This window comes from Exiguobacterium acetylicum, from assembly GCF_022170825.1.
Lineage (GTDB): Bacteria > Bacillota > Bacilli > Exiguobacteriales > Exiguobacteriaceae > Exiguobacterium_A > Exiguobacterium_A acetylicum_B.
Genome location: NZ_CP081878.1, coordinates 2,218,015 through 2,230,497 on the forward strand (window position 1 = coordinate 2,218,015; position 12,483 = coordinate 2,230,497).

The window sequence follows — 12,483 nt, forward strand, 5'->3', positions numbered from 1 at the left end:
GAAGGGTCTTTCATCGAGTTCGTCTGTTCGCCCTTTCAGCCAAGGGGCAACTCTCTAAGCAGACGAGGTCTTGATTACTCCTCTTCGTCTTCGGTCATATGAATCATTTGGTTACGTCTAATATTGCCTCGTCTCTCGGTTCCTGTCAAGCGTTTGCTTCTTTTTCAAGAATCAATGTCACCGGTCCATCATTGACGAGCGCAATATCCATCATCGCTCCGAATTGTCCGGTTTCGACAGTCAGTCCTTGCGACCGAAGGCGTTCATTGAACGCTTCATACAACTCGTTGGCAACATCCGGTTTCGCCGCTTCCGTGAAGGCAGGACGACGCCCTTTTTTAACATCGCCATACAGCGTGAACTGCGAGACGGATAAAATCTGACCGTCGACATCTTGCAACGAGCGGTTCATCTGTTCTTCCTCATCTTCAAATACGCGGAGTCCAGCGATTTTATCAGCTAACCAGTTCACTTGTTCGATCGTATCTTCATGCGTGACCCCAACAAGCAAGAGGAATCCTTGCTTGATCTGACCGATGACCTCCTGATCGACTGTGACACTTGCTTCTTTGACTCGTTGTAATACGACTCGCATGACTCATCCGCTCCTTACGTCATCATGACGCGATGTACAGCATACACGTCAGAGATTTGTTTGATGCGATCGACGACTTTCTGTAAATGATTGACGTTGTTGATCGCAATCGTCATCGTGATTTTTGCTTGCTTACTGTCGTCGCCTTTCCCACTAACGGCAACGATATTCGTATTCGTCGCAGATACCGACTGCAGGACATCGTTCAATAATCCTGCCCGGTCGAATCCGGAAATTTCGATTTCAACATTATAGCTTTTGACTGCTTTGCCTTCATGTTCCCACTCGACTTCAAGCAGACGTTCCGGATTTTGTTCATGAATGACGTTCAAGCAATCGGTCCGGTGAATCGAGACGCCACGTCCACGTGTGATATAGCCGACGATATCGTCACCTGGAACCGGGTTACAACAACGACTCATCCGAACGAGCATATTGTCGATGCCTTTGACGCGAACGCCTTCTGGATTTTCTTTCTTCGGACGATCGAATGTTTTCATCTCACTGATTGCTTCGTTGAGTTCAAGATTTTTTGATTCTTTGTCTTTGCGTAATTTTTCCGTCAATTTATGCGCGACTTGAGCAGCGGTTAGACCATGATAGCCAACAGCAGCATACATGTCTTCTTCTTGCGCGAAGTTGAACTTCCGCGTCACGTCTTCGAGCGTCTTCTCATTGATGACTTCCTTCGGCTCGAATCCGAGTTTCTTGACTTCCGCTTCGATCAGTTCCCGTCCTTTTGAGACATTCTCTTCGCGTTGCTGACGTTTGAACCATTGACGGATTTTGTTCTTCGCCTGACTCGATACACAAATCTTGAGCCAGTCCTTACTTGGACCATAACTGTGTTTTGAAGTGACGATTTCAATGATGTCGCCGGTCTTCAGCTTATAATCAATCGGGACCATTCGTCCGTTGACTTTCGCCCCGATCGTCCGGTGACCGATCTCCGTATGGATCCGGTACGCATAATCAATCGGAACAGAGCCTTTCGGGAGTTCGATGACGTCACCTTTAGGTGTAAAGACGTACAACATGTCACTAAAGAAGTCGACTTTGACCGATTCCATGAATTCTTCAGCATCAGCCGTATCCTTCTGTAATTCAAGGATTTCACGGAAATGGGCAATCTTATCTTCAAAGCCTGATTTTGCTTCTTGTTCCTTACCTTCTTTATACGCCCAGTGAGCGGCAATCCCGTACTCGGCAATGAAATGCATGTCTCGTGTCCGGATTTGGACCTCGAGCGGCTCGCCTTTCGGTCCGATGACCGTCGTATGCAGCGATTGATACATGTTCGGCTTCGGCATGGCGATATAATCTTTGAAGCGTCCTGGCATCGGTTTATATTGCGTATGAATGATTCCGAGAACAGCGTAACAGTCCTTGATCGAATCAACGATGATGCGGACAGCCATCAAGTCATAGATTTCACTGAACTCTTTTTTCGAGTTTTGCATCTTGTTATAGATGGAATAGATATGCTTCGGACGTCCATCGACTTCTGCCGCGATTTGCACATCATCGAGTACTTCATTGACCTCTTCGATGACCGAACTAACGAGCGCTTCTCGTTCCGTCCGTTTTTGTTTCATCATCGAGACAATCCGGTAGTACTGTTGCGGATTGATATAGCGCAGACTGATATCCTCAAGCTCCCACTTGATCGTCGAAATCCCGAGACGGTGGGCAAGCGGCGCAAAGATTTCAAGTGTCTCTTCTGCTTTTTGGACTTGTTTTTCCTTGACCATGTGTTGCAATGTCCGCATATTGTGCAGACGGTCAGCGAGCTTAATCAAAATGACGCGAATATCTTCTGCCATCGCGATGAACATCTTACGATGGTTCTCCGCTAACTCTTCACGTTTTGATTTATATTTGATTTTCCCGAGTTTCGTGACGCCATCGACGAGCATCGCGACGTCAGGGCCGAATCGTTCTGTTAATTCTTCGAGTGTAATGTCCGTATCTTCGACGACATCATGAAGAAGCGCAGCAACGATTGTCGTTGCATCCAAACCAATATCGACTAAGATACCGGCAACTTGTACCGGATGAATGATGTATGGTTCCCCTGAGCGGCGGAATTGACCATCATGCTCGTCTTTCGCGAATTGGTAAGCCCGTTCGATGTCTTTGACTTCAGCTTGCGTCATGTATTCCGCACATCGAGCGAGAAGGTCTTCTACATTTACGATTTGTTTGTTTGTCATCCCTTTTCCTCACCCAGTCCCCGGGATCGTCTGCAACGGAATCCCTAATATATAGTTCTTATTATCGTGAAATCTTGAGAAGATGTCAAAATAAAAAGAAATACCCCCTTGGTCACCATGTACCAAGAGAGTATGCATGCTTTAGTCTTCGTAGCGAATCAATGAGAGAATATCGTAACCTTCGAGTTTTTCGCGCCCACCAAGACCATCGAGTTCAATCAAGAATCCGATTCCGGCAACCGTTCCGCCTAATTTTTCAATCATTTGGATTGTTGCTTCGATTGTACCACCTGTTGCAAGTAAGTCATCGAGGATGACGACACGTTGTCCCGGTTGGATCGCATCTTCGTGCATCGTCAAGACATCTTTTCCGTACTCAAGACCATACTCGACACGGACTGTCTCACGCGGTAATTTCCCTTCTTTTCGTACAGGTACGAATCCGATTTCCATCGCGTAAGCTGCCGGGCAACCAACGACGAATCCACGTGCTTCCGGACCCGCGATGACATCAGCACCTTTACTGCGCGCATATTCGACAAGTGCATCAACCGATTGTTTGTACACTGGTCCGTTTTGCATGAGTGATGTGATGTCTTTGAAACTGATTCCTTCTTTCGGCCAGTTTTCGACCTCTTTTATATGCTGTTTGAACTCCATGTCTTTTCCTCCTGCTTCGCCGCTTCTACCAAAGTATCAAAACGCTCTTTCAACTGAGCGAGTGACGAATAAATGTATTGTTGCTCGAGCTCTTGACGCGCTTCATGACGCTGATACGTCGGAGCTTCCGTCAGATCTCGTTTTGCAGCATTTGGGTTCACACCCGGCAGCCCGTCCTCCATTGTAACAAGAAAATCAAGTTCCGAGAATACCGAATGCATAAAGTTAATCGATCGTTTCGTCCATTTTCGCGATTTCGACAAACGTACAAGACCCATCCGGAGCTCATCACGTGGACATTTCGCAAAATATTGGAAGTAATGCTTAAAGTCCTCACGCGATGGAATTGTTTCGAAATAATAGCCCTCATCCTTAAAGGCACAGTAAATCCGTTCTGCCTGTTGCACGTATGGATGAAATGCTGCTTCCTCTTCCGGAAGATCAAGGAAAACGATATTTTGTCGGATTGGACCATTCAATGGACGTTCCGCATACTTTTCTTTCACCTCATCGGTAAAGGCAACGAACGTCGTTGTCTCATGAGGTAAGGCGAACAGCTCACTTAAAGGACGTTTGCCCCCACGATAATCAAATACTTGGACATCTTCGACGGCGACGTCTTGAATCATCAACTGTGGTTTACGGAACCCATTCCATTCATTGATGTTCAGACTCCCCATCAAGTGAATTTCCGATAAAGTCGAAACTTCATCGACGAGATCACCAAACCCAAATCCAATCGCGTCAAGTTCTTTCCCATCGCCCGAGAGTAGTGCCTTGACATGCGTCAAGTCGCGACCAATCCGTTTCATATCACGAATCTTCGCCTGCTCGATGACGATTCGAGGCGCAGGATTCCCCATTCCAAATGGTGCGAGTCGCTGAATATCTTCAATCAACTGGATTGAAATATCGCTGACTTGCAGACGTAAGTCGACATCGATCGTCGCAATGAAAGCATCATCCGGTAACGTACTTGCCTGTTCATTCAGTCGTTGTCGTAACATCTCGACGTCATCAGAGGATAAGGTCATTCCGGCAGCAGCTGGATGTCCTCCGAAGTGCGGCAAGATGTCTTCACACTTTGTCAGTTCAGCGAAAAGATCAAAGGCTGGAATCGACCGTCCTGAACCCTTAGCTGTTCCTTTTTCAGCATCATGACACAGCATGATGACGGGACGATGATATTTTTCGACGAGTCGTGACGCGACAATCCCAACGACACCTGGATTCCAATCTGCCGCATCGACGACGAGTACACGGTCTTCTTTGAATCGTTCTTCGACAAGTGCCGTTGCTTCTTCCGCAATCTGCTTAACGATATCCTGGCGTTGTTTATTTTGTTGATCGAGCTGTTTTGCTAGATGAAGTGCTTCGTCCTTACTTTCAGCAAGCAACATCTCAAGCGCCGGCATCGCAGAATCAAGACGACCTGCCGCATTGATCCGTGGACCGAATGCAAATCCGACTGATTCTTCGGTTAGTTCGTCCTCAGTTAAACTACAGACGTCACGTAACGCAAGAATGCCTGGACGTTCACTTGCATTCAGCGCCTCGATACCACGAATTGCAAGCAATCGGTTCTCGCCGACGAGCGGGACGAGATCGGCAATCGTTCCGAGCACTGCAAGATCAAGTAACTCGACTGGTTCACGTTCAAGAAGTGCATGCGCGACTTTAAAGGCAACACCCGCTCCAGCAAGCTTCGAGAATGGATAGTCTGGATCAACACCCGGATGAATCAACGCAAACGCATCCGGTAACGTTTCTTTTGCTTCGTGGTGATCGGTGATGATTAAGTCGACACCGAGTTCCTTGAGGACATCTGCTTCGTGGATGCCGGAAATCCCACAGTCAACGGTGATGACGAGACTGAACCCTTCTTCTGCTGCCCAGCGAAATGCCGCTTCATTCGGTCCATACCCTTCTGTGAAACGGTTCGGGATGTAGCACTCTGCCATGCCACCGATTTCGATCAAGGCGTGCCAGAGAATCGCTGCTGAACTAACGCCATCGACATCATAGTCACCATAAATCAAAATCATCTCACCCTCGTTGACGGCACGTTGAATCCGCTCGACGACTTTTGGCATGTCTTTAAAAGCAAATGGGTCATGGAATGCCATTTGATCGGTCTCTAAAAAATCACGGGCTGCTTCACGTGTCGTGAACCCCCGTTGGACTAGTAGTTGTGCGACGTGCGGAGAGATCGTGCCATCCGCCGTCAATTGTTCGATCTGTTCTGAATCAATGACTTTATCAAGCCATGTTTTTTTAGCATGGTACATCTCAAACCCTCCAATCAACTTCCCCATTATAATAGAAAATCCGCATCAGCGATAGCTGATGCGGATACTCTTTTAAGAAGCACGTTTTGTCCGACCGAGCGTCCGACCTTTCATGACGAGCCAGAGCTGCGCGGCGATGAAGATCGAAGAATACATCCCCATGATCAACCCGACAAGCAGTGCAAGACTGAATCCACGGATTGCTTCGCTACCGAAGATATAGAGCGCTGCTGCTGTCATGATGACCGTGATAACCGTATTGATTGAGCGGATGATCGTCTGTTGGATTGATTCATTGACGATATGTGCCAATTCATCAAACGAGACTTTCCGTCCACCTTTTTCAGCCAATCCAAGATTTTCTCGTACCCTGTCAAACGTAACAATCGTATCGTTGACGGAGTAACCGATAATCGTCAGTACGGCTGCGATGAAGTAAAGATTAACCTCAATCTGGAACAACGAGAAGAACGCGATGATCATTAACGCATCATGTAATAGGGCGAGCACTGTTGCAATCCCGTATAACGGTTGGAATCGGAACGAGACGTAGATGACGATCCCGAGTGACGCAAGTAAGACCGCATAGATCGCGTTACGGGCGATTTCTCGACCGACTTGTGCCGAAACTGTCGAGATACTCGGTTCTTTTTTGTATTCCGCTTCAACCGATTGTTTGATTTCAGAAATTTGTTCTTGGCTGAATTCACCAACGAACGTGACGTTCGCTAACTTTCCGCCTTGAGCGAATTGAATGCCATCGATTTCTTCCGCATCGATTCCGGCATCTTCGATGACAGAGCGGACATCCGTTTCTTTGATTTGATTCTCAGAAGAAATCTCGACGCGCGTTCCTTGCGTGAAGTCAATCCCGAGGTTCAGACCTCGGAACGACAACAAGAGGACCGACACGATGACAAGCGCAATCGTGATTGCGAAATAGACTTTACGATGTTTGACGTAATCGAATTTCGTAGGATTAAAGCTCACGGATTTCACTCTCCTTTACACCGAACCATGATTTCTTCTTATCGAACCATCGGCTACTGACAAGGAGTTGCATCAGGTAACGTGAGACAAAGACGTTCGTGACGAACGTGACAGCGATCGAAACCATCAACATGATGGCGAATCCTTTGACCGTACTTGTACCGAAGTAGTACAAGACACCAGCAGAAATCAACGTCGTCAAGTTGGCATCAAGAATCGTACCGAACGAACGGCGGTTACCGGCTTTGAATGATGACAAGACCGATTTACCACTTCGTAATTCATCCTTGATTCGTTCAGCGGTGATGATGTTCGCATCGACCGCCATCCCGACTCCAAGAACGAGTGCCGCAATCCCTGGTAAGGTGAGGACGGCATTGATCCCGTTAAAGAAGATCATGACGAGATAAATATAGAACAGCAACGTGATGATCGACACGAATCCAGAGATTCGGTAGAACAAGAGCATGAACAAGAAGACCGCAGCTACACCGATTGCTGACGCAAAGAGCGTCTGATCGAGCGCATCCTGTCCAAACGCTGCCGAAACGGATGTCGAGTAGATTTCCTCGAGTTTGACCGGTAGTGCTCCTGCGTTTAGGATCGACGATAATTGTTTCCCATACTCAGCATCGATATCGCCACCAGAAATGATCGCTTTATCCGAGTTGATCGGTTGTGTGACTGATGCATCCGAGACGATTTTTGAGTTCGCTTTTTGAATTTCTTTTTCGTACGAATCACCTTTCTCGTAATCGAGCCAGATAACGAGACGGTTCGCAGGTGGTTGCATTTGCGAAACCTGTTGTGTTACTTCATAGAATTTTTCTTTTGATTTCATCGTCAGTTCGACGAGTGGTTCATTCGTGTTCGGATCATAACCGACTTTTGCCCCTTTGGCTTTTAAGTCTGAACCGTCAAGCAACAACTTATCGTTGATGTCACGGAATGACAATTGTGCTGTCGAAGATAGGATTTGACGTGCTTCCGTCTGATCCTTGACGCCAGCAAGCTGAACACGAATCCGGTTATCGCCTTCGATCCGGATATCCGGTTCAGAGACACCAAGGACGTTGACACGGTTCTCGATTGCCGTCAGCGTCGCACTCATCGCATTTTGATCGATGACGTCTCCTTCTTTCAGCGGTTGTACTTCATACAAGACTTCAAAGCCACCCTTAAGGTCAAGGCCGAGCTTCGTATCCTTCAACAACCATGACGATGTCGTACCGATCAGTACGAGCACCGCGATGACGACGATGAAGAATGTGGCAAGTTTCCCTTTCTTGATCATGCTACATTGTCCTTTCTCTAGTTCCCAGTATATTTTCAGACAACTTTGTTCTCCTACCCTAGCTTACAAAAGAAATGGTAATCTTAGCAAACGTTTTTCTCATATATAAACAGAAAAGACGCTCCGGAATTCGGAAAGCGCCTTTTCGATGCCTTATTCGACAGTTTCGTCGTCCATGACAGTAGTAGATTTTTTCGTCACTTCTGCGACAGCACTCCGGTTGAATGTCAATTGTGCATTGCCTGACTTCAATGTTACCGTCATGTCGTCAACTTTTTGGACAACCCCGTGAAGACCACCGATCGTAACGATCGAGTCGCCGCGTGAGAGTTCATTTTGCATCTGACGCACTTGCTTCTGGCGTTTGTTCTGTGGACGGATCAACAAGAAATAGAACACCACGAAGATCAAGATCATCGGGAGGAATGTGATTAAGCCTTCCATCTGATTCAGCTCCTTTTATCATTCAAATCACGTTCATTATACCGTGAAAGAATTGATTTGTCAGACGATTTGTTAGAAATTCTTTGCGTTCGGTAAATTGTAACCGTATTCTTCGAAGAATTCTTCCTTGAAATCAAGCAGACGATCCTCACGAATCGCTTGACGAACGCCCTCCATCAACTTGACGAGGAAGTGAAGATTGTGTGTCGAACAAAGGTGTAGACCGAACGTTTCTTGCGCCCGGATCAAGTGATGGATGTACGAACGCGAGTAATTTTTACATGCGTAGCAGTCACACTTCTCATCGAGTGGACGGAAATCGCGTGCATATTTGGCATTTCGGACGACAAGACGTCCTTGTGATGTCATCAACGTTCCGTTTCGTGCGATCCGTGTCGGCAAGACACAGTCGAACATATCGATTCCGCGAATCGCGCCCTCGATCAATGCGTCCGGTGAACCGACGCCCATCAAGTAACGTGGTTTATCTTCCGGCATGAGTGGTGTCGTGAATTCAAGTGCACGGTACATGACGTCTTTCGGTTCACCGACTGACAGACCACCGACCGCATAACCCGGGAAATCAAGGGCTACGAGATCTTTTGCACTTTGACGACGTAAGTCTTCGTATTCTCCCCCTTGGATGATACCGAACAGCGCTTGGTCGTGTGGACGTTCGTGCGCTGCAAGACAACGTTCCGCCCAGCGGCTTGTCCGTTCGACGGATGCTTTCATGTACTCATGAGAAGCAGGATACGGTGGGCACTCGTCAAACGCCATCATGATGTCTGAACCGAGTGCGTTTTGAATTTCCATCGCTTTCTCCGGTGACAAGAACAGTTTATCCCCGTTCAAGTGGTTCCGGAAGTGAACGCCCTCTTCCGAAATATTACGTAAGTCAGCGAGCGAGAAGACTTGGAAGCCACCTGAATCCGTCAGAATCGCGCCATCCCAGTTCATGAATTTATGCAGACCGCCCGCTTCCTTGATGACGTCGTGTCCAGGACGCACCCATAGGTGATACGTGTTCGCGAGAATGATGTTCGCGTTCATGTCCTTGATTTGCTCCGGCGCCATCGTCTTGACCGTCGCTTGTGTTCCAACCGGCATGAAGACCGGTGTCTCGAAACTACCGTGCGGCGTGTGGACGATTCCTAACCGCGCTCCAGATTGTTTACATGTTTTGATATGTTCGTATGTTACCGCGTGTTTTGTCATTAGTTTCGTTCCTCTCTCGTTAAGAACATCGCATCACCAAAACTAAAGAAACGATAGCCGTTCGCGACAGCTTCTTCGTAGGCGTGCAAAATGTGTTCCCGTGTCGATAATGCGGACACGAGCATGATCAATGTCGATTTTGGTAAGTGGAAGTTCGTGATCAATCCATCGATCCCTTTGACTTCTTGCCCAGGGAAGATGAAAATATCCGTCCAGCCTGTTGCTTCGACGAAGTCACCATGGTCACGGATGACCGTTTCAAGCGTCCGCGTCGACGTCGTACCGACCGCGATGATCCGTCCGCCTTGTTTGCGTGTTTCACGTAGCAGAGCGGCTGAACTTTCCGGCAGTTCGTAGTACTCACTGTGCATCTTGTGACTATCGACGTCGTCGACCGAGACAGGACGGAATGTGCCGAGTCCGACATGTAGCGTCAATGGTGCGATTTGAACGCCTTTCGCTTTTAATGCTTCAAGCAATTCCGGTGTGAAGTGAAGACCAGCTGTTGGTGCTGCAGCACTACCGCGCTCCCGTGCGTAGACCGTCTGGTAACGATCTTGATCTTCGAGTTGTTCATGAATGTATGGTGGCAGTGGCATCGTTCCGAGTTGGTCGAGCACTTCGTAGAAAATCCCGTCATAGAAAAACTTCAGGATTCGTCCACCGTCTTCCAGTGCTTCGACACACTCAGCGCGGAGTAATCCGTCACCAAACGACAAAATCGTTCCTGGTTTAACCCGTTTTGCTGGTTTCGCAAGCGTTTCCCAAACATCGTCACTCGTCTGCTTTAAGAGCAACAACTCGATCTTCCCACCTGTCTCTTCCTTCACACCAAAAAGGCGTGCTGGCAAGACTTTCGTATCGTTGATGACGAGCGTATCGCCTTCGCGAAAATGGTCGACGATATCATGGAAGTGCTGATGCTGAATCGCACCTGTCTCCCGGTCAAGGACCATCAATTTTGAACTCGTCCGGTCGAGCAATGGCACTTGGGCAATTTGTTCTTCTGGTAAATGAAAATCAAATAAATTTACATCCATTGGTTCAATTTCCTTCTTTCAGTCCTAAATGTTGGCGGGCGAACGGTGTTAAGACACGTCCGCGCGGGGTACGTTGTAAAAAGCCTTGTTGCAATAGATAGGGTTCATAGACATCCTCGATCGTCTGGGCGTCTTCCCCGATCGTCGCTGCGATCGTCTCGAGTCCAACTGGACCGCCAGCAAACCGTTCTGCTAGTGAACGCAATAAACGATGGTCGACATCGTCGAGTCCTAGCGCATCGACATGCAACCGATCAAGCGCACTCGTCGCAAGCGCGGCATCGATGTCGGTTTGATGCGCGACTTGCGCAAAATCACGAACACGCCGTAACAAGCGATTCGCGACACGCGGTGTTCCGCGTGAACGAAGCGCGATTGCTTCTGCCGCGAGACGATCTGCTTCAAATCCGAACAGACGCGATGTCCGCGTCACGATGGCAGACAACTCTGACATCGTATAATATTCAAGCTTCAGCGTCACGCCAAAACGATCACGTAGCGGTGCTGATAGCATCCCGGCACGTGTCGTCGCACCGACGAGTGTGAACGGTGGTAAATCGATCCGCACGCTTCGCGCGAGTTCCCCTTGACCAATGACGATATCGAGACAATAATCTTCCATCGCCGGATAGAGAATCTCTTCAATCGATCGACTTAATCGATGAATCTCGTCAATGAAGAGCACGTCTCCTGGTTCAAGTGATGATAGGATTGCCGCTAAATCACCCGGTCGTTCGATTGCAGGACCGGCTGTCGTCTTAATGCCGACTCCCATCTCGTTCGCGATGATTGTTGCAAGCGTCGTCTTACCGAGACCCGGAGGGCCATAGAGAAGCACGTGATCGAGTGTTTCCTGACGGATTTTTGCCGCTTCGATGAAGACACTCAAGTTTCCCTTCGCTTTCTCCTGCCCGATGTATTGCTCGAGCGTCTGAGGACGCAGACTCCACTCTTCTTGATCTTCCGCATGGGCGGATTCTGACAAAATGCGCTCTTCCATGTCCTCACCTCACATTCAATAACAACTGGAGTGCCCGTTTGACATATTGATCCGTCGACAGGACTTCTGCCTGCAACGCTTTTTTGACTTTTTCGACTTCTCGATCACTGTAACCGAGTGCTGTCAATGCTTCACAGGCTTCGTTCAACTCAGCGTTACCTTGCGCGAACAAGCCTTCGCTCGGCACGTAATCTGGTGCAAGCTCCGCTAATTTCCCTTTTAGGTCAAGCGTCATTTGCTTCGCTGTTTTCTTACCGACACCTGGGAACTTGACGAGATAACTTTCCTTCTCTTGTTCAATCGCTTCAACGAGCGCATCAACATTCCCCGATGCGACGATTGCGAGTGCTCCTTTTGGTCCAATCCCTGTTACACCAAGCAACTTCGTGAACAAAGCACGCTCACGACGGGAACGGAATCCAAATAGGACTTCTTGGTCCTCACGGACATAGTGATACGTATATACGATGATCTGTTCGTCTCCGGTCCGATAAAAAAACGGGTTCGGTGCTACGATTTTGTAGCCAATCCCGCCGACTTCTACCGTCACGAATTCTGCACAGACATAAGCGACTTCGCCGCGTACGAATTCTATCAATGTGGAACGCTCCCATCTTTAAACAAACTCTCGTGTTATTGTAGCATACATCTTCGTTTGGCTTCAAAGCGTTCTTCAGCAAAAATCAATACATACGTTCGCTCTCGAGAACATGGAACCAAAAAGCGTGATCGCTTATGCGA

At 48.1% G+C, this 12,483-nt stretch carries 9 protein-coding genes, 1 pseudogene and 1 other annotated feature (1 of these 11 only partly in view); all 10 genes and pseudogenes read right to left on the reverse strand.

The features are described 5' to 3' along the window. Positions 1-100: a binding site (T-box leader), on the reverse strand (it extends 122 nt beyond the left edge of the window). Positions 101-145: 45 nt separating this feature from the next. Further along, entirely contained in the window at positions 146-595 is a 450-nt protein-coding gene (gene dtd / locus K6T22_RS11755) for a D-aminoacyl-tRNA deacylase (RefSeq protein WP_238237390.1), read from the reverse strand. A gap of 14 nt (positions 596-609) precedes the next feature. Beyond that, positions 610-2,808: a RelA/SpoT family protein gene (locus tag K6T22_RS11760; protein WP_023468927.1), complete on the reverse strand. Its 2,199-nt coding sequence runs from the start codon at positions 2,806-2,808 to the stop codon at positions 610-612. Positions 2,809-2,949: 141 nt separating this feature from the next. After that, the gene (locus tag K6T22_RS11765; RefSeq protein WP_214771006.1) at positions 2,950-3,468 is read right to left on the reverse strand and encodes an adenine phosphoribosyltransferase; all 519 of its coding nucleotides are present in this window, start codon (positions 3,466-3,468) and stop codon (positions 2,950-2,952) included. Then, entirely contained in the window at positions 3,447-5,756 is a 2,310-nt protein-coding gene (recJ, locus tag K6T22_RS11770; protein WP_238237395.1) for a single-stranded-DNA-specific exonuclease RecJ, read from the reverse strand. The genes K6T22_RS11765 and recJ overlap by 22 nt, the downstream gene beginning before the upstream one ends. A gap of 72 nt (positions 5,757-5,828) precedes the next feature. After that, positions 5,829-8,040, reverse strand: a pseudogene (gene secD, locus K6T22_RS17325) (protein translocase subunit SecD). A 153-nt stretch (positions 8,041-8,193) separates the two neighbouring features. Continuing rightward, a complete protein-coding gene (gene yajC, locus K6T22_RS11785) occupies positions 8,194-8,484 on the reverse strand; it encodes a preprotein translocase subunit YajC (RefSeq protein ID WP_029342244.1) in 291 nt (96 codons plus the stop codon). A gap of 72 nt (positions 8,485-8,556) precedes the next feature. Next, positions 8,557-9,702, reverse strand: coding sequence for a tRNA guanosine(34) transglycosylase Tgt (tgt, locus tag K6T22_RS11790; protein ID WP_029342245.1), 1,146 nt, complete (start codon positions 9,700-9,702; stop codon positions 8,557-8,559). Further along, positions 9,702-10,742 (reverse strand): tRNA preQ1(34) S-adenosylmethionine ribosyltransferase-isomerase QueA, encoded by a 1,041-nt coding sequence (gene queA, locus K6T22_RS11795; RefSeq protein WP_238237398.1) that lies wholly within the window; start codon positions 10,740-10,742, stop codon positions 9,702-9,704. Before queA ends, tgt begins: the two co-directional genes overlap by 1 nt. 4 nt (positions 10,743-10,746) lie before the next feature. Beyond that, on the reverse strand, positions 10,747-11,742 hold the full coding sequence (ruvB, locus tag K6T22_RS11800; protein ID WP_238237404.1) for a Holliday junction branch migration DNA helicase RuvB: 996 nt from the start codon (positions 11,740-11,742) through the stop codon (positions 10,747-10,749). A 4-nt stretch (positions 11,743-11,746) separates the two neighbouring features. Continuing rightward, positions 11,747-12,340 carry a Holliday junction branch migration protein RuvA gene (ruvA, locus tag K6T22_RS11805; RefSeq protein ID WP_023468936.1) on the reverse strand — a complete coding sequence of 198 codons (594 nt, stop codon included), beginning with the start codon at positions 12,338-12,340 and terminating at the stop codon, positions 11,747-11,749. Positions 12,341-12,483: the final 143 nt, after the last annotated feature.

Bases quoted from the DNA above. Each gene is read 5' to 3' on its own strand.
- K6T22_RS11760 (WP_023468927.1), bottom strand. From the start codon at position 2,808: ATGACAAACAAACAAATCGTAAATGTAGAAGACCTTCTCGCTCGATGT.
- ruvB (WP_238237404.1), bottom strand. From the start codon at position 11,742: ATGGAAGAGCGCATTTTGTCAGAATCCGCCCATGCGGAAGATCAAGAA.
- tgt (WP_029342245.1), bottom strand. From the start codon at position 9,702: ATGACAAAACACGCGGTAACATACGAACATATCAAAACATGTAAACAA.
- yajC (WP_029342244.1), bottom strand. From the start codon at position 8,484: ATGGAAGGCTTAATCACATTCCTCCCGATGATCTTGATCTTCGTGGTG.
- queA (WP_238237398.1), bottom strand. From the start codon at position 10,742: ATGGATGTAAATTTATTTGATTTTCATTTACCAGAAGAACAAATTGCC.
- dtd (WP_238237390.1), bottom strand. From the start codon at position 595: ATGCGAGTCGTATTACAACGAGTCAAAGAAGCAAGTGTCACAGTCGAT.
- K6T22_RS11765 (WP_214771006.1), bottom strand. From the start codon at position 3,468: ATGGAGTTCAAACAGCATATAAAAGAGGTCGAAAACTGGCCGAAAGAA.
- recJ (WP_238237395.1), bottom strand. From the start codon at position 5,756: ATGTACCATGCTAAAAAAACATGGCTTGATAAAGTCATTGATTCAGAA.